The organism is Luteimonas sp. R10, assembly GCF_045689605.1.
Classification (GTDB): domain Bacteria; phylum Pseudomonadota; class Gammaproteobacteria; order Xanthomonadales; family Xanthomonadaceae; genus Luteimonas.
Map to the genome: position 1 here is coordinate 1,692,530 of NZ_CP141262.1, position 21,249 is coordinate 1,713,778.

The following is a 21,249-nucleotide window of genomic DNA, read 5'->3' on the forward strand; positions in this document are numbered from 1 at the left end:
CAATGGCACTTGCTCAACCGGCGATGTCCTGCTTTTGCTCGTCATTCCCGCGAAGGCGGGAATCCATGGACTTTCGCTCCGATCGCGGCAAGTCCTTGGGCTCCCGCCTTCGCGGGAGCGACGAGGCAAGGATGCCGTGTCATTCGCCGGTCGCGGAGCGGTATCAGGCCGACGCCGCCTGGATCTCCGCGAACGCCTGCGCGATCCGCTGCGGTGCCGCCGGGCGCGCGTACATGCGGTCCATGTAGGCGCGCAGCCGCGGGAAATCGCCGAGCAGGTCCTCCTCGTTGGCCCAGTCCATCAGGTAGGCGGTCACGCAGTCGGCGGCGGTGACGGTGTCGCCGACGATGTAGGTGCGGCCTTCCATGTGGCGCTCGAGGACGGCGGCCATGTCGCGGAAGTCCCCGCGGGCGAGTTCGATGTCCGCGGGCAGGCGCTTGTCTTCCGGATAGAGGAACGCGTGCCGTGCCATGCGCCAGAGCGGCTGCTCCAGTTCCGTCATCGCGAACAGCGTCCAGCGATAGACCTGCGCGCGCGTCTCGAGGTCGGACGGGAGCAGGCCGTGCCCGGGATACTTTTCGGCAAGATAGAAGACGATGGCGGCCGATTCGGTCAGGACCAGGTCGCCGTCGACGAGCACCGGGAGTTTGCCGGCGGGGTTGAGGCGGAGGAATTCGGGCGTCCGCCCTTCGCCCGCGGCCAGGTTGACGGGAATGAATTCGAACTCGGCGCCCAGTTCCCGGAGCGCCCACTGCGCGCGCAGGGACCGGGTCGGACCGAAGCCGTAGAGTTTCATCGGGGGCGTCCTCTCAGATGGGTGTCCCTTGAAGACGAACGGGCGGGACGGGAATCGACGTCGGCATCGCGGGAGCAAGGGCGGCCGCGCGTGCGCCAAACCTCGACCCGGTTCGCCGTTCGCGACGCCGCCGCCGGCGGCGGCTGCGTTAGCCTGCCCGCGGGGGGGATCGTCCGCAGTCCTTAAGGAGGAGCACACCATGAAGATCCGTCTACGCAGGGCCCTGACCGCGTTCGCCATCGCCGCCGCGGTGCTGTTCGTGGCCGGGACCGCGTTCGCGCGGTTCCCGATCCAGGGCAAGGAGTGGGGCGAATGGACCCGCTACGACAGCAGCGGCAATGCCATCGGCGGCGGCCGCATCGAGTGCGACGGCACCATGGTGACATGGGGAGAGTCCGGCCGGCCGACCCCGATGACCATCCATCCCTGCTACTGAGCGGGAATGCCACGTTCCGTCGCGTCGCGGCGGGACGTGGCCCGCGGCAGCGCGGGTGCGGCGCCGGGAAACGGTTCGCGCTTAGGATGCGTGCATGCCGGAAGCGAACCAAACCGGAACGGCGGCCGCGCGTGTCGAGCGCGTGGTCCTGCTGCATGGCCTGTGGATGCCGAGCGCGGCGATGCGCTGGTTCGCCGCACGCCTTCGCGGCGCCGGTTTCGTTCCCGAACTGCTCGGCTATCCCAGCATCCTCGGCGACCCGGACGCCACGGTGCGGCGCCTGGTGGCGCGCCTGGACGGCGGCGGCCGGGCGCACCTGGTCGGTCATAGCCTGGGCGGGCTGGTCGCGCTGCAGGCCCTGGCCGACGCGCGGCGGCCGGCGCCCGGTCGGGTGGTCTGCCTGGGCACGCCGCTGTGCGGCAGCGGCGCGGCGAAGGCGCTGTCGCGGCGCAAGCCGACCGCGTTGTACCTGGGGCGCAGTGGCGCGCTCCTGCGCCGCGGCTGCGCGGCTTGGCCGCCGGACGCCGAAGTCGGCATGATCGCCGGCCGCGTGCCGCGCGGGCTCGGCGCGCTGTTCGCCGGCTTCGACGGCCCGCACGACGGCACGGTGGCGGTGGCCGAGACCCGCGCGCCGGGATTGACCGACCACGTGGTGGTGGACGCCAGCCACAGCGGCCTGCTGTTCTCGCGCGAGGCCGCGGAACGGGCCGCCAGGTTCCTGCGCGAGGGACGGTTCTAGAAACGAGGAATGAGGAACGAGAAACGAGTCGGTTTCCGGGTATTCGCTCGTTTCTCGTTCCTCTCCACTCGTTCCTCGCTCCCCGCCCTATAATTCGCCCCTGTTTTCCAGCCACGCGGGTTTCCATGGCCGGCCACTCCAAATGGGCCAATATCCAGCACCGCAAGAACGCGCAGGACGCGAAGCGGGGCAAGGTCTTCACCAAGCTGATCCGCGAGATCTCGGTCGCCGCGCGCAGCGGCGGCGGCGATCCCGGCGCCAATCCGCGCCTGCGCACCGCGATCGACAAGGCGCTGGGCGCCAACATGACCAAGGACGTGGTCGAGCGCGCGATCAAGAAGGCGACCGGCGAGCTGGAGGGCGTGAACTACGAGGAGATCCGCTATGAGGGCTATGCGCCCGGCGGAGTGGCGGTACTGGTCGACTGCCTGACCGACAACAAGGTCCGCACCGTGGCCGACGTGCGCCATGCCTTCAGCAAGTTCGGCGGCAATCTGGGCACCGACGGCTCGGTGGCGTTCCTGTTCCGCAAGCTCGGCGTGCTCAGCTTTCCACCGGGCGCCGACGAGGAGCGCATCACCGAGGCGGCGATCGAGGCCGGCGCCGATGACGTGGTGGTGTATCCCGAGGACGGCTCGATCGAAGTGCTGACCGTGCCGGAGGCCTTTGCCGAGGTCAAGGAGGCGATGGCCGCGGCCGGCCTGGCGGCCGCGCAGGCCGAGGTGACCTGGCGCGCCGACAACGACGTCGCCGTCGAAGGCGAGACCGCGCAACAGGTCGCCAAGCTGCTCGACTGGCTGGAGGACCTGGACGACGTGCAGGATGTGTATTCGAACGCGGAGCTGGGCGAGGAGGCGTATGTCTAGGGGCCGTGATTCGGGATTCGTGATTGGTGATTCGCAAGAGCGGTTGCACCGGATGCTGTCCGGGTCGACGGCAGTGCAGCGGTTTTGATGACCAATCACGAATCACCAATCACCGATCACGGCTCCTCGGTGCGCATCCTCGGCATCGACCCCGGTTCGCAGCGCACCGGCGTCGGCATCATCGATGTCGAGGCGGGCGGGAAGATGACGCATGTCTTCCATGCGCCGGTGCAGCTGCTGTCGGCGGCGGATTTTCCCGGGCGGCTGAAGCTGCTGTTCGAAGGCCTGGGCGAGCTGATCGAGCGTTACCGTCCGGACGAGGTCGCCGTCGAACAGGTGTTCATGGCGAAGAACCCCGATGCGGCGCTCAAGCTGGGCCACGCCCGTGGCGCGGCGATCTGCGCGGCGGTGATGCGCGACCTGCCGGTGCACGAATACGCGGCCAAGGAGGTCAAGCTCGCGGTGGTGGGGCGGGGCGGCGCCGACAAGGCGCAGATCCAGCACATGGTCGGCATCCTGCTGTGCCTGCAGGGCAAGCTGCAGGCCGACGCCGCCGACGCGCTGGCCGCCGCGATCACCCACGCCCATGTGAGCGCCAGCGCCCGGCGCCTGGGCGTGGGCGCGCGCGAAGCTTGGGGCCGAAAATGATCGGTTTCTCCGCTCCAGTCCCGCGTTTCCCCCCTTTGGGAAAAGCAAATCCCCCTCAATCCCCCTTTTTCAAAGGGGGAGGAACAGCAAAGGAAGGGGGGAGTGATCATCCTGCGCTTTTCCCCCCTTTGAAAAAGGGGGGCAGGGGGGATTTGCTTTTGGCGCCGCATCCGGACCCGAAAGCAAATCCCCCGGTATCCCCCTTTTTCAAAGGGGGAAAGAGCAAAGAAGGAAACGACTCGTGATTGGCCGTCTCAGAGGCACCCTGGTCCACAAGCAGCCGCCCTGGCTGGTGGTCGACGTCCATGGCGTCGGCTACGAGTTGGAGGCGCCGATGAGCACCTTCTACGATCTTCCCCCGATCGGCGGCGAGGTGTCGCTGTTCACCCATTACGCGCAGAAGGAGGACAGCGTGTCGCTGTACGGCTTCCTGCACGATTCGGAGCGGCGATTGTTCCGCGACGTGCAGCGGGTCAGCGGCATCGGCGCGAAGATCGCGCTGGCGGTGCTGTCGGGGGTCTCGGTCGACGAGTTCGCGCGCCTGGTCCAGGCCGGCGACGTGACCGCGCTGACGCGGGTGCCCGGGATCGGCAAGAAGACCGCCGAGCGCATGGTGGTGGAGCTGCGCGACCGCGCCGCCGGCCTGGCCGGCGCCGGTGGCGCGATGTCCACCGGGACATCGCCGGCCGACCCGCTGTCGGAGGCCACCATCGCCCTGCAACAGCTCGGCTACAAGCCGGCCGAGGCGCAGAAGATGGCCAAATCCGCCGCCGCCGAAGGCGATTCGGCTGAAATCATCATCCGAAAAGCGTTAAAGTCCGCGCTTCGCTGACAGCCCCCACCTGTCGCCACGGCCGCAATGTCTTCCAGTTCGAGCAAAGGTTCCGTGCGCCAGGACTCGCATGGCCACGGCGGCATCGGGCTGTTCGGCCTGACCGTTGGCGCGGTGGGCGTCGTCTTCGGCGACATCGGCACCAGCCCGCTGTACACCATCCGCGAGGCGTTCGCGCCGCACTACGGGCTGGTCGCCGACCACGACACCGTGCTCGGCGTGCTGTCGATGATCTTCTGGGCGCTGATGCTGGTGGTGACCACCAAGTACGTCACCATCATCCTGCGCGCCGACAACGACGGCGAGGGCGGCATCATGGCGCTGATGGCGCTGGCGCAGCGGTCGCTGGCGAAGGGCTCCAGGTCGGCGTACCTGGTCGGCATCTTCGGCATCTTCGGCGCCTCGCTGTTCTTCGGCGACGGCGTGATCACCCCCGCGATCTCGGTGCTCTCGGCGGTCGAGGGCCTGGAGGTGATCGCACCGCAGTTGCACGACTGGATCGTGCCGGTGTCGCTGCTGGTGCTGGTGACGCTGTTCGCCACCCAGCGCTACGGCACGGCCAAGGTCGGACGCGTGTTCGGGCCGGTCACCTCGGCCTGGTTCCTGAGCCTGGCCGTGCTCGGCGTGGTCAACATCCTGCACGAGCCGGAGGTGCTGAGCGCGGTCAACCCGGTCTGGGCGCTGCGCTTCTTCGTCGATCACACCTGGGGCGGCATCTTCATCCTCGGCGCGGTGATCCTGGCGGTGACCGGCGGCGAGGCGATCTATACCGACATGGGGCATTTCGGCGCCAAGCCGATCCGCTACGCCTGGTATTTCTTCGTGCTGCCGTCGCTGATGCTGAACTATCTGGGCCAGGGCGCGCTGGTGCTCGAGGACCCGAGCGCGATCCGCAATCCGTTCTACATCGGCGTGCCGGAGTGGGGGCGCATCCCGATGCTGGTCCTGGCGACCGCGGCGACGGTGATCGCGTCGCAGGCGGTGATCACCGGCGGCTTCTCGGTGGCGCGGCAGGCGATGCAGCTGGGCTACATCCCGCGCATGAAGATCCTCCACACCTCGCGCGAGACCATCGGCCAGATCTACATCCCGGCGATCAACTGGTCGATGATGGTGATCGTGGTGGCGCTGGTGCTGGGTTTCCGCACTTCCTCGGCGCTGGCCACCGCCTACGGCATTTCGGTGTCGATGACGATGCTGATCGACACCGTGCTGCTGGCGATCGTCGCGCGCGCGCTGTGGCCGCGGCTGCGGCGCTGGGTATTGCCGCTGTGCGTGCTGTTCCTGGTGATCGACGCCGCCTTCGTCACCGCCAACATCGCCAAGATCCTGCAGGGTGGGTGGTTCCCTGTGGTGCTGGGCCTCATGCTGTTCACGCTGCTGCGCACCTGGCGCCGCGGCCGCACGGTGTTGCACGAGGAGATCCAGAAGGAGGGCATCCGCCTGGATACCTTCCTGCCCGGCCTGATGCTGGCGCCGCCGGCGCGGGTGCCCGGCACGGCCGTGTTCCTGACCAGCGACAAGCACGTGGTGCCGCACGCGCTGATGCACAACCTCAAGCACAACAAGGTGCTGCACGAGCGCAACGTGTTCCTGACGGTGGAGACGCTGAGCGTGCCGTACTCGCACAAGCGGCTGAAGATCGAGGGGATCGGCGAAGGCTTCTATCGCGTGCTGATCCGCTTCGGCTTCATGGAAACGCCGGACGTGCCGCTGGCGCTGATGCAGGCCGGCGACATCGAGGGCGGCATCTGCATCGACCCGATGGATACCACCTACTTCACCAGTCGCGAAACCGTGGTGGCGACCGCGCGCCGCGGCATGCCGCTCTGGCGCGAGAAGCTGTTCGGCCTGATGCACCGCAACGCCGCCCCGGCGTCGGGCTTCTTCCGCATCCCGGGCAACCGGCTGGTGGAGCTGGGGACGCAGGTGGAGATCTGAAGAGCCGGGATTGGGGATTCGGGATTCGGGATTGGCAAGAGCGAAGAGCTAGGTTGTCCCGCCTTTGCGAATCCCGAATCCCGAATCCCCAATCCCGGCCTCACGGCAACGCCGCGAACCTCTCCACCCGCTCCGTGGTGCCGGAGACGATCAGGATGTCGCCGTCCTCGACGATGGTGTCGGCCTTGGCGTAGGTGAAGTCGTTGCGGGTGCGCTTGAGGCCGACGACGGTGATGCCGTACTTGCTGCGCAGCGCCGATTCGCTCAGGGTCTTGCCGACGGCCTCGCGCGGGGTGCCGGTCTTGGCGATGGCGAAGCCGTCGTCGAACTCCAGGAAATCCATCATCTTGCCGGTGACCAGGTGCGCCACGCGTTCGCCCATGGCGGCCTCGGGATAGACCACGTGGTGCGCGCCGGTGCGCTCGAGGATGCTGCCGTGCTTGGCGCTGGTGGCCTTGGCCCAGATGTCGGTGACGCCGACCTCCTCCAGCGCCAGCACCGTCAGCACGCTGGCCTCGATGTCGCTGCCGATGCCGACCACGGCGCGGCCGAACTCCTTGACCCCGAGCTGGCGCAGGGCCTCGCTGCTGGTGCTGTCGGCCTGGACCACGTGGGTCAGGCGGTCGGACCACTTCTGCACGATCTCGGCGTTCTCGTCGATGCCGAGCACTTCGTGCCCGAGGCGGATCAGGGATTCGGCGACCGCGGTGCCGAAGCGGCCGAGGCCGATGACGACCACGCTGTCGCCGCGGATCGGGGATTTGCTAGCCAACGATGGGGCGCTCCTCTGGATAACGGTACGGCCGGCGTCGGCTGCGCAACGCCAGGGCGGTGGCCACGGTGATGGTACCCACGCGGCCGACGAACATCAGCACGATCAGGATCCCCTGTCCGGCGGGCGGCAGGTCGGCGGTGATGCCGGTCGACAGCCCGACCGTGGCGAAGGCTGAGATCGCCTCGAACATCACCGCCTGCAGCGGCAGCTCGGTCAGGCTCAGCAATGCCAGGGTGGCGAACGCCAGCAGGGTCACCGCCAGCAGCACCACGGTCAACGCCTGGCGCTGGGTTTCATGGCTGATGCGGCGCCGGAAGGCGGTGGTGTCGCGGCCGCCGCGGACCTCCGCCCAGACCACGAAACCGAGCAGGAAGAACGTGGTCACCTTGATGCCGCCGGCGGTGCCGGCGCTGCCGCCGCCGATGAACATCAGCACGTAGTTCACCGCCAGGCTCTCCACGCGCATCGCGCCCACGTCCAGGGTGTTGAAGCCGGCGGTGCGGGCGGTCACCGAGTGGAACAGGGCGCCGAGCAGCTTGCCGCCGGCGTCCAGCGGGCCCAGGGTATCGGTGTTGTGCCATTCGTACAGCCCGATCGCCAGGGTGCCGCCGGCGACCAGCACCGCGGTCCCGATCAGCGTGATCTTGGTGTGGATCGACCAGCGCCTCCAGCCGGTGGGTCGGCGCCGCAGTTCGTACAGCACCGGGAAGCCGAGGCCGCCGAGCACCACCGCGAGCATGATCGGCGCCACCACCAGCGGGTCGGCCACGAATCCCATGAGGCTGTCGGAATAGGTGGAGAAGCCGGCGTTGTTGAACGCCGAGACCGCCTGGAAGAGCCCGTTCCACAGCGCCGTGCCCCAGGGCTCGCCGTAGCCGAAGTGCAGGCGCAGCGCCAGCGCCGCGGTGGCCAGCGACTCGACCGCGACGGTCACCAGCAGCACCAGCCGGAGCACGCCGGTCACGTCGCCGAGGCCGAGGCTGCGGGTTTCGGCCTGCGCCACCAGGCGGGTGCCGAGCCCGAGGCGCCCGGCGACCAGCAGGCCGAGCAGGGTCGCGCCGGTCATGATGCCGAAGCCGCCGACCTGGAACAGCCCCAGGATCACCCACTGCCCGAACAGCGACCAGTACAGCGGCGTGTCCTCGACGATCAGGCCGGTGACGCAGACCGCGGAGGTCGAGGTGAACAGCGCCGTCAGCAGCGACGCCGAGCCTTCGCCGGCACGCGCCGCCGGCAGCATGAGCAAGGCCGTGCCGACCAGGATCGCGCCGAGGAAGGCCAAGGGCACGAGCCGCGCCGGATGCCGGATTCCCTGCCGCTGCAATGTGTGCCCTCCACCTGGCGGATGGCGTGAAGCGGCGCGCATTGTGCCACGGCGCCGCGCCCGGCACTCGCGCCGAGGGCCGGAGGCCGGCCCACGGATCGCACTGTCCCGCCCGCACGGGTGACCCGCGGCCGTGCGCGCAGGAGAATGGGCGCCATGCACGAGCCGCACGCCATCGTCCCCTGTTCGATCCTCGATCTCGCGCCTGTCGTCGAAGGCAGCGACATTCCGACCGCCTTCGCCAACGCGCTCGATCTCGCGCGCCATGCCGAGCGGCTCGGCTATCGCCGCTACTGGCTGGCCGAGCATCACAACATGCCCGGCATCGCCAGTGCGGCGACCGCGGTGCTGATCGGCCACATCGCCGGCGGCACGCGCACGATCCGGGTCGGTGCCGGCGGCATCATGCTGCCCAACCACGCGCCGCTGCAGGTGGCCGAGCAGTTCGGCACGCTGGCGTCGCTGTACCCCGGCCGCATCGACCTCGGGCTCGGCCGCGCGCCCGGCACCGACCAGGCCACGGCACGGGCGCTGCGGCGCTATTTCGACAGCGCCGACGCGTTCCCGAACGATGTCGCCGAGCTGCTGCGCTACTTCGAACCGGCACGGCCGGGCCAACCGGTGCGCGCGGTCCCGGGCGCCGGCACCGACGTGCCGGTCTGGCTGCTGGGGTCGAGCCTGTTCAGCGCGCGCCTGGCGGCGGCGCTGGGCCTGCCGTTCGCGTTCGCCTCGCATTTCGCGCCGGCGGCGATGGACGAGGCGCTGGCGGTCTACCGGCGCGAGTTCCGGCCGTCGCCGCGGCAGGCGCGGCCGCACGCCATGCTGGCGTTGAACGTGGTCGCGGCGCCCGGCCAGGCCGAGGCCAGGCGACTGTTCACCACCCAGCAGCAGAGTTTCGTGCGCCTGCGCCGCGGCCAGCCGGGCCTGATCCCGCCCCCGATCGACGACATCGAGGCGTTCTGGACCCCGGCCGAGAAGGCAATGGTCGGGCAGTCCCTGGCCTGCGCGGTGGTCGGCGATCCGGACCAGGTGCGCGACGGCATCCGCGCCTTCGTCGCGCGGCACCGCCCCGACGAACTGATGCTGACCGCCAACATCTTCGACCACGGCGCCCGCCTGCGGAGCTTCGCGCTGGCGGCCGCCGCCTGCGGCTTGGAACCGCCGGCGTAGGGCGCTCGCCGGAATTCCGCGGCGGCGAGTGGTTCCCGGTCGCGACTCCCGTCGCTCCCACATGGGCGGGAGAACATCGCCCGCCACCGCCGCGGCGGCATGTCGCCGCCGCGCCCACGGGAACGATACCGGGCGACGCTCCGCCCTTGTGGGAGCGACGGAAGTCGCGACGCCGCGAACCCTGGCAGCCGAGCGCATGCGTTCTATCCGCAGATCATCCCCAGCGGTGGCCGCGCTCGCCGCGCTCCCCGGCCCGTGCGACCATATCCGGATGAGCGAAGACCGCATCATAGCCGCCGACGCGACCCGCGAGGACGAGGCCGTGGAGGCGTCGATCCGGCCCAGGCGCCTCGACGACTACCTCGGCCAGCAGCCGGTCCGCGAGCAGCTCTCGATCTACATCGAGGCGGCCAGGCAGCGCGCCGAGGCGCTCGACCACGTGCTGATCTTCGGCCCGCCCGGCCTGGGCAAGACCACGCTCTCGCACGTCATCGCCAACGAGCTCGGGGTCAGCCTGCGGGTCACCTCCGGCCCGGTGATCGAGAAGGCCGGCGACCTGGCCGCGCTGCTGACCAACCTGCAGCCGCACGACGTGCTGTTCATCGACGAGATCCATCGCCTCTCGCCGGTGGTCGAGGAAGTGCTGTACCCGGCGATGGAGGACTTCCAGATCGACATCATGATCGGCGAGGGCCCGGCGGCGCGCTCGATTAAGCTCGACCTGCCGCCTTTCACCCTGATCGGCGCCACCACCCGCGCCGGCCTGCTGACCGCGCCGCTGCGCGACCGCTTCGGGATCGTGCAGCGGCTGGAGTTCTACAGCGCCGGGGAACTGGCCCGGATCGTGCGCCGCTCGGCGAAGATCCTCGGCATCGACTGCGCCGCCGAGGGCGCCGACGAGATCGCGCGGCGCGCGCGCGGCACTCCGCGCATCGCCAACCGGCTGCTGCGGCGGGTGCGCGACTACGCCCAGGTGCGCGCCGGCGGCCACATCGACCACGCGGTCGCGCATGCGGCGATGCAGATGCTGAAGGTCGACCCGGAAGGCTTCGACGATCTCGACCGGCGCCTGCTCAACCTCATCATCGAGAACTTCGACGGCGGCCCGGTCGGCGTCGACTCGCTGGCCGCCGCGCTCTCCGAGGAGCGCGGCACCCTGGAGGACGTGATCGAGCCCTACCTGATCCAGCAGGGCTTCCTGGTGCGCACAGCGCGCGGACGCATGGCTTCGCACAAGGCCTATCGGCACCTTGGGCTGGCGCCCAAGGTGCGGGATTCGGGATTGGGGATTGGGGATTCGGAGGGGCTGTTTTGACGGATCCTTCCGGGGCTTGGCGGTCGTACCGCCGCGGCCGTGCACAGGAGCATTGCTGTTGATGCCCGATTCCCCATTCTCCATTCCCGATTCCCGGCTATTCAGTTGGCCGACACGTGTCTATTGGGAAGATACCGACGCCGGTGGCGTGGTGTACCACGCGCAGTACCTGGCGTTCCTCGAGCGCGCGCGGACCGAATGGCTGCGCGCGCACGGATACGGCCAGGAACTTCTGCGCGGGTCCCACGATCTGGTGTTCGCGGTGCGGGCCATGCGGATCGACTTCCGCAAGCCGGCACGGCTGGACGATGCGCTGCAGGTCTCGGTGGCGCTGCGGGAATGCCGGCGCGCCAGCCTGGTGATCGAGCAGGCGATCGGGCGCGACGGCGAGCGGCTGCTCGACGCCGAGGTGCGGGTGGCCGCGCTGGACGCCGGCGGGTTCCGCCCGCGCGCGATTCCGGCGACGCTGCATCGGGAGCTGCAGTCGCTGCAGGTCCGGGCGGACTGAACGAGGCGGGCTGAACAAGGACGTCCAGGCCGGAGATTCCATTGGCGCCCATCCCGCCGCGGCGGGCGGGGCGCCGCGTTGGCGGACGGTGCGCGGCACCGGCCGCGGTTGTCGAATTCCTGACCCAGGAGCGGATGCATGACCCCATTTTCGATGTTGCTGCAGGCCACGCAGGTCGAGCCTCTGCCCGAGGAGGCCGCGGCCGGCGCGACCGAACTCGCCAACGAGACCGGCGCCGCCGCGGCGGCGCCCCTCGGCAACGACCTGGACATGCTGCAGCTGGTGCTGCACGCCTCGCTGCCGGTGCAGCTGGTGATGCTGCTGCTGCTGTTCGCCTCGATCGCCTCGTGGGTGATCATCTTCCGCAAGAAGCGCATGCTCGACCGCGCCGCGCGCGAGGCCGACCGCTTCGAGGAGCGCTTCTGGTCCGGCGCCGACCTGAGCAAGCTCTACGCCGCCGCCGCCGAGCGCAACCGCGAGGTCGAGGGCCTGGAGGCGATCTTCGAGGCCGGTTTCCGCGAGTTCTCGCGCCCGCGCGGGCGCCGCACCGCCGACAGCCGCGCGCAGCTGGAAGGCGCCCAGCGCGGCATGCGCGTGGCCAGCTCGCGCGAGCTCGACGGGCTCGAGCACAACCTCGAGTTCCTCGCCAACGTCGGTTCGATCGCGCCCTACGTCGGCCTGCTCGGCACCGTGTGGGGCATCATGGTGTCCTTCCACGGCCTGGCCAACGTGCGGGAGGCCACCATCGCCACCGTGGCGCCGGGCATTTCCGAGGCGCTGATCGCCACCGCCATGGGCCTGTTCGCGGCGATCCCCGCGGTCTGGGCCTACAACCGCTACGCCACCAAGGTGGAGCGCATCGCCGGGCGTTACGACGCGTTCGCCGAGGAGTTCTCATCGATCCTGGAGCGCCAGGCGCACGGCGACGAGTGACCCCGTGCCGCCGTCCCGCGCGTTGACCCCGCAGACTTCCCGAGGATCGCCATGACCGCCGCCGTCCTGCGCCGCCGCAAGCGCCGCAAGCTCAAGAACGAGATCAACGTCGTTCCCTACATCGACGTGATGCTGGTGCTGCTGATCATCTTCATGGTCACCACGCCGCTGCTCAACCTCGGCACCGACGTCAACCTGCCCGATTCCAACGCGCGCTCGCTGGCCACGCCCAAGGATCCGGTGGTGGTGAGCGTCTACCCCGACGGCGCCATGGCGCTCATGATCGAACAGCAGAACCAGTCGATCGGCCGCGAGGACCTGCTGGCGCGCCTGCGCGCGATCCACAGCCAGAATCCGGAGGCCACGGTCCTGGTGCGCGGCGACGGCGCCGCCAGCTACCAGCGGATCATGGACGCGATCGGCGTCATCAACGAAGCCGGAGTGACCAAGGTCAGCCTGCTCAGCCGGCCGCTCGAGGCGGGCGATTGATGCAGCAACGCCGTGCCGATACGGTCAGTGCGGTCGTCCTGGCGCTGGGGCTGCACGTCGTCCTGCTGTTGTTGCTGGTGTTCGGGCTGACCTGGACCCGCAGCAACGCGGTGCCCGCGTACGGCTCGCCGGTCAGCGCCGAACTGTTCGATCCCGATGCGCTGTCGGCGGCGCAGCGGCGCGCACTGGAGGCGCCGCCCGAGCCGCTGCCGGAACCGCCGCTGCCGGAGCCCGAACCCGAGCCGGTGGAAGAGGAGGCCGTTCCGTTGCCGCAGCCGCTGCCCGAGCCGGTGCCGGAGGACGCGCCGGCCGAACCGCAGCCGCAGGCGCAGGCCCCGCTGCCCGAGCCCGACACGGTCGACCAGGACGCCGCCCGCCGCGAGGCCGAGTCGGAACTGACCGCCGAGCGCGAGCAGGAAGAGCGCCGGCGCCAGGAGCAGATCGACCTGACCGAGCGCAAGCAGCAGGAGGAGGCCGAGCAGAAGCGCCGCCTGGCCCGCCAGCAGCGCGAAGAGGAACTGAAGAAGCTGCGTGCCGAGCGCGAGAAGATGCGCCGCGAGGCCGAACTCGCCGAACAGAAGCTCAAGCAGATCGCCGACGCCCGCGCGCGCCAGGCGTCCGACCAGGCCGCCGAGTCCGCGGCGCCGCCGCCCGGCCGGCCCGACGGCGACAGCGACCTGGCGGCGCGCTATGCCGCCGCCCTGCAGGAGGCGATCGCCCGCAACTGGACCCGGCCCGACAACGTGCCCTTGGGCCAGGTCTGCCGGCTGTACATCACCCAGTTGCCCGGCGGGCAGGTGATGAGCGTGGAGTTCGATCCGTCCTGCCCGTTCGACACGGTGGGCCGGCGCTCGGTGGAGGCCGCGGTGCGCAAGGCCGAGCCGCTGCCCTATCGCGGCTTCGAGCCGGTCTTCGCGCGCCGCCTGAACCTCAATTTCACGGCCCAGGACCGCTAACGTGATGGCGCGACCCACCGTAGAGCGGAGCTTGCTCCGCTGCTCCCGGCTCCGGAGCCCGCACAGCGGCGCAAGCTCCGCTCTACGGGTCCGCTGCGAGTACGTCTGCGTTCATCCAGCAGGCATGCCGACCGTCCAAGCTTGGACGCCAACGCTTTGTTCATGATTTCCTTACCGGGTGTCCCCATGAAACGATTTGCCCGCTGCCTGTTCGCCCTGTTCGCGCTGACGCTGCCGATGCTTGCTGCGGCGCAGCAACAGGGGCTCGAGATCGACATCGTCGGCGGCCATGCCTCGGCGCTGCCGATCGCCGTGGTGCCGATGCCCTACCAGGGCTCGGCCGGCGCGCCGGAGACCGATGTCGCCGCGGTGATCCGCGCCGACCTCGACCGGTCCGGCCAGTTCCGTACCCTGCCCGAACGCGACATCGTCGAGCGCCCGACCCGCGGCAGCGAGGTGCAGTTCCCCACCTGGCGCATGCTGCGGCAGGACTTCCTGGTGGTCGGCCGCGTGCTCGACGCCGGCGACGGCGCCTACCGGGTGGAGTACGAGTTGTTCGACGTGGCCAAGCAGGAACGGCTGATCGGCATGGCCATGACCGGCCGCGCCAGCGCCATGCGCGACGTCGCCCACCAGATGGCCGACGCCATCTACGAGAAGATCCTCGGCGTGCGCGGCGCGTTCTGGACCCGGATCGCCTACGTCACCCAGACCGGCGTGGGGCAGGGCGCGCGCTACGCGCTGATCGTCGCCGATTCCGACGGCTACAACCCGCAGACCGTGGTCCGCTCCAACGAGCCGCTGCTGTCGCCGTCGTGGTCGCCCGACGGCAGCAAGCTGGCCTACGTCAGCTTCGAGCGCGGCAACTCGTCGATCTACATCCAGGACGTCACCACCGGCGGCCGCGAGCTGGTGTCCAGCTTCCGCGGCATCAACAGCGGGCCGGCGTTCTCGCCGGACGGGCGCCGCCTGGCGCTGACCCTGTCGCGCAGCGGCAATCCCGAGATCTATGTGATGGACCTGGGCAGCAAGGCGTTGACCCAGCTCACCAACCACTTCGGCATCGATACCGCGCCGACCTGGAGCCCGGACGGCGGCAGCATCTATTTCACCTCGGACCGCGGCGGCCGGCCGCAGATCTACCAGGTCCCGGCTGGCGGCGGCGGCGCCACCCGGGTGAGCTTCCAGGGCAGCTACAACTCCGACCCCAGCGTCTCGTACGACGGCCAGAAGATCGCCGTAGCGCAGGGCGCCGGCAACGTGTACCGTATTGCGGTGCTGGATCGCAGTCTCGGTTCGCCGCGCTGGTCCACGCTGTCGCCGGGTTCACTCGACGAGTCGCCGAGTTTCGCGCCCAACGCCAGCATGATCCTGTACGCGGCACGTGAGGGGCGACGAGGGGTGTTGTACGCCGTTTCCGCGGATGGCAGGGTGCGTCAGCGCCTCGTGCTCGCCGACGGCGACGTGCGGGAGCCGGCTTGGGGTCCTTATCGGGAACGGCGCTGACACGGTCTGCACATTGTTACCATCAACCTGAACCACCCTTCCAATCACTAGGGATCGATGAGATGAACACCACCACCCGAGTCCTGATCGCCGCCGCGCTGTGCGTGGCCGTTGTCGGCTGCTCCAAGAAGGTCAAGGAAGAGCCGCCGGCGCCGGCAACCGACACAGGCACCGTCACGCAGCCGCAGCAGCCCACCTCGGGCGTCTATGGTCCCGAAGACCTCGACAGCGATGCCTGCCTGCGCCAGCGCGTGGTCTACTTCGACTTCGACCAGGATGCCCTGCGCCCGGAGTTCCAGTCGATCATGGGCTGCCACGCCAAGTACCTGCGCGACCGTCCGTCGTCCCGGATCACCCTGGAAGGCAATGCCGACGAGCGCGGCAGCCGCGAGTACAACCTCGGCCTGGGCGAGCGTCGCGGCAACGCGGTGTCCTCGGCGCTGCAGGCCAACGGCGGCAACGGTGCGCAGTTGACGGTGGTCAGCTACGGCGAAGAGCGCCCGACCTGCACCGAGTCGACCGAGGACTGCTGGGCGCGCAATCGTCGCGTCGAGATCGTCTACACCGCGCGTTGATCGGGTCGCATGCGTAGATTGATCGTTCCCATCGCGGTTGCGGCGGCCCTGGTGGCCGCCGCACCCGTTTCCGCGCAGCGCGCCAGCCTGGCCGACCGCGTGGCGGCGCTGGAACAGCAGGCCGCTGGAAACCGGGGCAATGTCGACCTGCTCAACCAGCTCGAGCAGCTGCGCCGGGAGGTCACGGCGCTGCGTTCGCAGGTGGAGGAGCTGCAGCAGCAGAACGAACAGCTCAAGGCCGCCGGCCGCGACCAGTACCTGGACATCGACGGCCGGCTCAACCGGCTGGAGCAGGGCGGTGCGCTGCCTGCGGGGCCCGCGGGCGATGCCGGCGCATCGCTGCCGGTGCCGCCGCCGCCCGCGGACGACGCGCCGTCGATCCATGGCGATCCCGGCCTGCTCGCCCGGGGCGCCGACGAGCGCGGCGCCTACGAGACCGCCTTCGACGCATTGCGTTCCGGGGAATACGCCCGGTCGGCGGAGCTGTTCCAGGATTTCCTTCGCCAGTATCCGAGCGGCTCGTACGCGCCCAACGCGCTGTACTGGCTTGGCGAGAGCTACTACGTCACCCAGAGCTACGAGTTGGCGCAGCAGCAGTTCCAGGCGCTGATCGACCGTTATCCGACCCATGACAAGGCACCGGGCGCCCTGCTCAAGATCGGCCTGTCGCAGTACGGGCAGCAGGAGCTCGACGCGGCCGAGTCCACCCTGTCGCAGGTGGTCTCGAAATTCCCCGGCACCGACGCCGCCCGCACCGCCGACGACCGCCTGCGCGCGATCCAGCTGGGCAGGCTGCGCTGACCCGGCTGACCCGCACGCCGTAGAGCGGAGCTTGCTCCGCTGCGCATGCATCCGGAGCCAAGGCCGTACCGCAAGCTCCTCCCAAGGTGAACGCCGGGCCGGCGCCCGCAGCAGCGGAGCAAGCTCCGCTCTACAATTCCCGCATGAACGCCGTCGCCACCGATGCGGCCGTCGCCGTGGCGGCGGACCGGCTCAAGCTCACCGAGATCTTCCTGTCGCTGCAGGGCGAGGCGCGCGACGCCGGCTGGCCGACCGTGTTCGTGCGCCTGACCGGCTGCCCGCTGCGCTGCCAGTACTGCGACACCGCCTATGCCTTCCACGGCGGACAATGGTGGGAGATCGACGCCATCCTCGACGAGGTCGCCGGCCACGGCGTGCGCCACGTCTGCGTGACCGGTGGCGAGCCGTTGGCGCAGAAGCGCTGCGTCACCCTGCTGCGGCGGTTGTGCGACGCCGGTTACCGTGTATCGCTGGAAACCTCCGGCGCGCTCGACATCGGCGCGGTCGACCCGCGGGTGTCGCGGGTGCTCGACATCAAGACCCCCGGCTCGGCCGAGGCGCACCGCAACCGCTGGGAGAACCTGCCGCTGCTGACCGCGCACGACCAGGTCAAGTTCGTCCTCTGCGGGCGCGCGGACTACGACTGGGCCCGCGACGTGCTGCGCGAGCATGACCTGCCGGCGCGCTGCGAGGTGCTGTTCTCGCCCAGCAAGGACCAGCTGGACGCGCGCGAACTCGCCGACTGGATCGTTGCCGACCGCCTGCCGGTGCGGTTCCAGATGCAGCTGCACAAGCTGTTGTGGAACGACGAGCCGGGAAGGTGAGGGGCCGTGATTCGTGATTGGTGATTGGTGATTCGCTAAGGCGTGCCGACTTCATCGTCACCCCGTCGCAGGTCGGGATCCATGTTCTCGGGAGCCTAGATCGACGACCAAACCGCGAATCCTGCCTAACCAATCACCAATCACCAATCACCAATCACGAATCACGAATCACGAATCACGAATCACGAGCCCCCGCTTTGACCAATCACGAACCACGAATCACGAATCACGGCCCCAACGCCGTCGTCCTTCTTTCCGGCGGCATGGATTCCGCGGTCGTCCTCGCCATCGCCCGCGAGCAGGGCTTCGTCGCGCACGCGCTGAGCGTCGCCTACGGGCAGCGCCATCCTTCCGAGCTCGAGGCGGCCGCCCGCGTCGCCCAGGCGCTGGGTGCGGCCGCGCACAAGACGGTGCAGGTCGATCTGCGCGCGATCGGCGGCTCGGCGCTGACCGACGACATCGAGGTGCCGGAACGTACCGGCCAGGAGCGGGGCAGCGAAGACATTCCGGTCACCTACGTGCCGGCGCGCAACACGATCATGCTGTCGGTGGCGCTGGGCTGGGCCGAGGTGCTGGGCGCGGCCGACATCTTCTGCGGCGTCAATGCCGTCGACTACTCCGGCTACCCGGACTGCCGCCCGGAGTTCATCGAAGCATTCGAAACGCTCGCCAACCTGGCCACCAAGGCCGGGGTGGAGGGCGCCGGCATCCGCGTGCACGCGCCGCTGTTGCGCCTGGGCAAGGCCGACATCGTGCGCGAGGGCCTGCGGCTGGGCGTGGATTTCGCCGCCACGGTGTCCTGTTATCGCGCCGATGCCAAGGGCCGTGCCTGCGGCCGTTGCGACGCCTGCCGGCTTCGCGCCGAAGGCTTCGCCGCCGCAGGCGTGGCAGACCCGACCCGCTACGCCTGAACAAGCGCGGCGTCCGCCTGCGTCGAGCCGCGACGTTGCGCTAGAATGCGCAGCCTGCGCGGCACCGGTGACGCAGCCTGGCCGCTTGGAACTGCGCGCTCCGCTCGCGGAAGGAACAGGACCGCCGCTGCCTGCGGCAGCTTGATCGTTCGACAACGGGTCGTTAGCTCAGTCGGTAGAGCATCGGACTTTTAATCCGCTGGTCGTTGGTTCGAATCCAACACGACCCACCATCTCCTTCGAAACAGGCTCACTGCTGCGTGCGGCGGTAGTAGCGGCGCGCCTTGTCGCGGCTGCCGCAGTCGGCCATGTCGCACCAGCGCCGCCGGCCGTTGCGGGTCTGGTCCTCGAACAGCCAGTCGCACGCCGGGCAGAAGCGCAGGCGCTCACGGTCGCCGGCGGTGATCAGGCCGGCGGCATCCAGAAGCACCGGTGCGAGGCTGTCGGCGGTGTCCGCTGGCTTCTTCCAGCGCCAGGTCAAGGTGGCAGGATCGATGGTGCGCCGCGCCGCCGCGCCGGCCACCAGGCCGTCGAGGTGCTCGATCGCGCCGCGCGGCGGCGGTTCGCCGTGCGCCAGGGGGCGCAATACCGCCGTCAGGATCTCGCGGATCTCGATCGCGGCGCTCAGTTCGCAGTTCCTTGCGGGCGGCGACGGCAGCCCGACAGCTTTCAGCCAGCGCTGCAGATTGGCGGTGGAATCGAGCCAGTCGTGGGCGTGCCCGGTTGCGGGCCAGCTGACGGTGTTCACCAGGTCCAGTGATGGGCGGCCGCCGACCAGCTTGTAGCTGCCGCGATAGTCGCCGGGATCGAGAGCGATGGCATGCATGACCAGATATTACCATCAAGGACGCGTTGACAGGTAAGAATTGGAGGCGCACCATTCTTACCGTCATGACGTATTTTGATGGTAAAGAAGTCGCCAGCCCCGGCCGCCTTGCGGATCGGGTGCCGGCCCATGCGTATTTCGTCGGCAGCGCGATCTTCCATTACCTGGGTCCGTCCTTCGCCGTGCTGCTGTTCGCACGCATGCCGGTGGCCGGCGTGGCCTGGCTGCGCATCGTCTCGGCGGCCGCGGTCTTCGCGCTGTGGCGCAGGCCCTGGCGGTCGTTCTTCGCGGCAGGTCGCGACACGCGACGCGCGGTGGTGGCGCTCGGGGTGGTGTTCGCGCTGATGAACTACAGCTTCTACGTCGCGATCGACCGGTTGCCGCTCGGCACTGTCGCGGCGATCGAGTTTCTCGGCCCGATCGTGCTGGCGCTGGCCGGCAGCCGCTCGGGCCGCAACGTCGCCGCGCTGCTGTCCGCGGTCGCCGGCGTCTGGCTGCTGGCCGACGTGCGGCTCGCGGGCGATCCGCTGGCGTTCGCCTGGGCCTTCGCCAATGCCGCCCTGTTCCTGCTGTACATCGTGCTGGCGCACCGGGTCGCCCGCGCGGATCCGGGCACCAGCCCGATCGACCGCCTCGGCGCCGCCCTGCTGGTCGCCGGCATCGTCATCACGCCGCTCGGATTCATGGCGGCGACGCCGGCGCTGGGCGACCCGGTCGCGCTGGCCGCGGGCATCGGCGTCGGGATCAGTTCGTCGGTCATCCCCTACGTCTTCGATCAACTCGCCATGGCCCGCCTGCCCCGGTCGACCTATGCCCTGTTCGTCGCACTCCTTCCCGCCACCGCGGTGGTGGTCGGGATCGTCGTGCTGCGCCAGATCCCGACGCCGGCCGAGGCGTTCGGCGTCGCCCTCGTCGTCTTCGGCATCGCGCTCCACCGCCAGCCGCGGTCATGCGGTCGCGCGTGAACGATCAGACGTCTTTGACCAGGAGAGCATCATGCAATACGTGAATCTGGGACGTACCGGCCTCAAGGTCTCGCGCCTGTGCCTGGGCGTCATGAGCTACGGCTCGCCAGAATCGAAGGACTGGATCCTGACCGAGGAACAGGGCAGGCCGTTCATCCGCCGTGCGCTCGAACTCGGCATCAACTACTTCGATACCGCCGACATGTATTCGCGCGGCATCAGCGAGGAGATCCTCGGGCGCGCCATGCGCGACTTCGCCCGCCGCGAGGACGTGGTCGTCGCCACCAAGGTCTACTTCCCGATGAGCGACGACCCGAACGGCCGCGGGCTGTCGCGCAAGCACGTCCTGCATGCGGTCGACGCGTCGCTGCGCCGGCTCGATACCGACTACATCGACCTGTACCAGCTGCACCGCTGGGACTACGAAACGTCGATCGAGGAAACGCTCGAGACCCTGAACGACGTGGTGCGCGCGGGCAAGGTCCGCTACATCGGCGCGTCGAGCATGTACGCCTGGCAGTTCATGAAGGCGCTCGCGGTCTCCGAGCGCAATGGCTGGGCGCGGTTCGTCGCCATGCAGAACCACTACAACCTGGTGTATCGCGAGGAGGAGCGCGAGATGCTGCCGTTGTGCCGCTCCGAAGGAATCGCGGTGGTGCCGTGGAGCCCGCTGGCGCGGGGTTTTCTCGCCGGTGGTCGTGCGCCTGGCGGTGGCGAGACCGCCCGTGCGAAAAGCGATCGTCTCGCGCACGGGATGTACTACGCCGAGACCGACTTCCAGGTGGCCGAGCGGGCCGCGGCCGTCGCCGCCCGCCGCGGCGTGGCGCCGGCGCAGGTGGCCCTGGCCTGGTTGCTGCATCAGCCCGGCGTGACGGCGCCGATCATCGGCGCGACCAGGCTGTCGCATCTGGAACAGGCCGTCGCCGCCGTCTCGCTGTCGCTGGGCGACGACGAACGCGCGGAGCTGGAGGCGCCTTATCGGCCGCACCGGGTGCTCGGTCACGAGTGACGGCCGGCGTTGAATCGCCGGATCCGCGGGCGCATATTGGGTTCGGTGCGGGCCGCCTGTCGGCTCCGCGACGTGCCGTTCAGCGCATGGTGCCGGCCCGGTTC

At 69.5% G+C, this 21,249-nt stretch carries 23 protein-coding genes and 1 tRNA gene; 20 read left to right on the top strand and 4 right to left on the bottom strand.

Annotation, left to right across the window (positions count from 1 at the left end):
• Positions 1–163 precede the first annotated feature (163 nt).
• The gene (locus U3649_RS07065; protein WP_407354154.1) at positions 164–796 is read right to left on the bottom strand and encodes a glutathione S-transferase family protein; all 633 of its coding nucleotides are present in this window, start codon (positions 794–796) and stop codon (positions 164–166) included.
• A gap of 199 nt (positions 797–995) precedes the next feature.
• On the opposite strand from U3649_RS07065, the gene U3649_RS07070 reads away from it, so the two are divergent.
• The 6 genes from U3649_RS07070 (at position 996) to U3649_RS07095 (ending at position 6,258) form a co-directional block, all read left to right on the top strand.
• Positions 996–1,232 (top strand): DUF6289 family protein, encoded by a 237-nt coding sequence (locus tag U3649_RS07070; protein WP_407354155.1) that lies wholly within the window; start codon positions 996–998, stop codon positions 1,230–1,232.
• 94 nt (positions 1,233–1,326) lie between these two features.
• Positions 1,327–1,971 carry an esterase/lipase family protein gene (locus U3649_RS07075; protein WP_407354156.1) on the top strand — a complete coding sequence of 215 codons (645 nt, stop codon included), beginning with the start codon at positions 1,327–1,329 and terminating at the stop codon, positions 1,969–1,971.
• A gap of 125 nt (positions 1,972–2,096) precedes the next feature.
• The gene (locus tag U3649_RS07080) at positions 2,097–2,837 is read left to right on the top strand and encodes a YebC/PmpR family DNA-binding transcriptional regulator (RefSeq protein WP_407354157.1); all 741 of its coding nucleotides are present in this window, start codon (positions 2,097–2,099) and stop codon (positions 2,835–2,837) included.
• An 87-nt stretch (positions 2,838–2,924) separates the two neighbouring features.
• Positions 2,925–3,485 carry a crossover junction endodeoxyribonuclease RuvC gene (gene ruvC, locus U3649_RS07085; protein ID WP_407354158.1) on the top strand — a complete coding sequence of 187 codons (561 nt, stop codon included), beginning with the start codon at positions 2,925–2,927 and terminating at the stop codon, positions 3,483–3,485.
• A gap of 241 nt (positions 3,486–3,726) precedes the next feature.
• On the top strand, positions 3,727–4,317 hold the full coding sequence (ruvA, locus tag U3649_RS07090) for a Holliday junction branch migration protein RuvA (RefSeq protein ID WP_407354159.1): 591 nt from the start codon (positions 3,727–3,729) through the stop codon (positions 4,315–4,317).
• Positions 4,318–4,344: 27 nt separating this feature from the next.
• Entirely contained in the window at positions 4,345–6,258 is a 1,914-nt protein-coding gene (locus tag U3649_RS07095; RefSeq protein ID WP_407354160.1) for a potassium transporter Kup, read from the top strand.
• Between the two features lie 100 nt (positions 6,259–6,358).
• On the opposite strand, the gene U3649_RS07100 is transcribed toward U3649_RS07095, so the two are convergent.
• Both U3649_RS07100 and U3649_RS07105 read right to left on the bottom strand, forming a co-directional pair.
• On the bottom strand, positions 6,359–7,030 hold the full coding sequence (locus tag U3649_RS07100) for a potassium channel family protein (protein ID WP_407354161.1): 672 nt from the start codon (positions 7,028–7,030) through the stop codon (positions 6,359–6,361).
• A complete protein-coding gene (locus tag U3649_RS07105) occupies positions 7,023–8,321 on the bottom strand; it encodes a TrkH family potassium uptake protein (protein WP_407354162.1) in 1,299 nt (432 codons plus the stop codon). Before U3649_RS07105 ends, U3649_RS07100 begins: the two co-directional genes overlap by 8 nt.
• 192 nt (positions 8,322–8,513) lie before the next feature.
• Between U3649_RS07105 and U3649_RS07110 the strand changes: the two genes are divergently transcribed.
• The 12 genes from U3649_RS07110 (at position 8,514) to U3649_RS07165 (ending at position 18,578) form a co-directional block, all read left to right on the top strand.
• Positions 8,514–9,527, top strand: coding sequence for an LLM class flavin-dependent oxidoreductase (locus U3649_RS07110; RefSeq protein WP_407354163.1), 1,014 nt, complete (start codon positions 8,514–8,516; stop codon positions 9,525–9,527).
• Between the two features lie 271 nt (positions 9,528–9,798).
• Positions 9,799–10,842, top strand: coding sequence for a Holliday junction branch migration DNA helicase RuvB (gene ruvB, locus U3649_RS07115; protein ID WP_407354164.1), 1,044 nt, complete (start codon positions 9,799–9,801; stop codon positions 10,840–10,842).
• A 61-nt stretch (positions 10,843–10,903) separates the two neighbouring features.
• On the top strand, positions 10,904–11,350 hold the full coding sequence (gene ybgC, locus U3649_RS07120) for a tol-pal system-associated acyl-CoA thioesterase (RefSeq protein WP_407354165.1): 447 nt from the start codon (positions 10,904–10,906) through the stop codon (positions 11,348–11,350).
• Positions 11,351–11,620: 270 nt separating this feature from the next.
• Positions 11,621–12,283 carry a protein TolQ gene (gene tolQ / locus U3649_RS07125; protein WP_407354565.1) on the top strand — a complete coding sequence of 221 codons (663 nt, stop codon included), beginning with the start codon at positions 11,621–11,623 and terminating at the stop codon, positions 12,281–12,283.
• 51 nt (positions 12,284–12,334) lie between these two features.
• The gene (gene tolR / locus U3649_RS07130) at positions 12,335–12,772 is read left to right on the top strand and encodes a protein TolR (protein ID WP_407354166.1); all 438 of its coding nucleotides are present in this window, start codon (positions 12,335–12,337) and stop codon (positions 12,770–12,772) included.
• On the top strand, positions 12,772–13,728 hold the full coding sequence (tolA, locus tag U3649_RS07135; RefSeq protein WP_407354167.1) for a cell envelope integrity protein TolA: 957 nt from the start codon (positions 12,772–12,774) through the stop codon (positions 13,726–13,728). Before tolR ends, tolA begins: the two co-directional genes overlap by 1 nt.
• Positions 13,729–13,914: 186 nt before the next feature.
• The gene (tolB, locus tag U3649_RS07140) at positions 13,915–15,234 is read left to right on the top strand and encodes a Tol-Pal system beta propeller repeat protein TolB (protein WP_407354168.1); all 1,320 of its coding nucleotides are present in this window, start codon (positions 13,915–13,917) and stop codon (positions 15,232–15,234) included.
• Between the two features lie 62 nt (positions 15,235–15,296).
• Complete coding sequence (gene pal / locus U3649_RS07145; protein WP_407354169.1) at positions 15,297–15,809, top strand: peptidoglycan-associated lipoprotein Pal; 513 nt, start codon at positions 15,297–15,299, stop codon at positions 15,807–15,809.
• Positions 15,810–15,818: 9 nt separating this feature from the next.
• Positions 15,819–16,610 (top strand): tol-pal system protein YbgF, encoded by a 792-nt coding sequence (gene ybgF, locus U3649_RS07150; RefSeq protein WP_407354170.1) that lies wholly within the window; start codon positions 15,819–15,821, stop codon positions 16,608–16,610.
• A gap of 143 nt (positions 16,611–16,753) precedes the next feature.
• Complete coding sequence (gene queE / locus U3649_RS07155) at positions 16,754–17,434, top strand: 7-carboxy-7-deazaguanine synthase QueE (RefSeq protein WP_407354171.1); 681 nt, start codon at positions 16,754–16,756, stop codon at positions 17,432–17,434.
• A gap of 218 nt (positions 17,435–17,652) precedes the next feature.
• Positions 17,653–18,345: a 7-cyano-7-deazaguanine synthase QueC gene (gene queC, locus U3649_RS07160; protein ID WP_407354566.1), complete on the top strand. Its 693-nt coding sequence runs from the start codon at positions 17,653–17,655 to the stop codon at positions 18,343–18,345.
• A gap of 157 nt (positions 18,346–18,502) precedes the next feature.
• Positions 18,503–18,578 (top strand) — tRNA-Lys (locus tag U3649_RS07165).
• A 17-nt stretch (positions 18,579–18,595) separates the two neighbouring features.
• On the opposite strand, the gene U3649_RS07170 is transcribed toward U3649_RS07165, so the two are convergent.
• The gene (locus tag U3649_RS07170) at positions 18,596–19,171 is read right to left on the bottom strand and encodes a CGNR zinc finger domain-containing protein (protein ID WP_407354172.1); all 576 of its coding nucleotides are present in this window, start codon (positions 19,169–19,171) and stop codon (positions 18,596–18,598) included.
• Positions 19,172–19,236: 65 nt separating this feature from the next.
• Here U3649_RS07170 and U3649_RS07175 point away from each other — a divergent pair, with 65 nt between their 5' ends.
• Complete coding sequence (locus U3649_RS07175) at positions 19,237–20,136, top strand: EamA family transporter (protein ID WP_407354173.1); 900 nt, start codon at positions 19,237–19,239, stop codon at positions 20,134–20,136.
• Between the two features lie 31 nt (positions 20,137–20,167).
• A complete protein-coding gene (locus U3649_RS07180; protein ID WP_407354174.1) occupies positions 20,168–21,145 on the top strand; it encodes an aldo/keto reductase in 978 nt (325 codons plus the stop codon).
• Positions 21,146–21,249 lie beyond the last annotated feature (104 nt).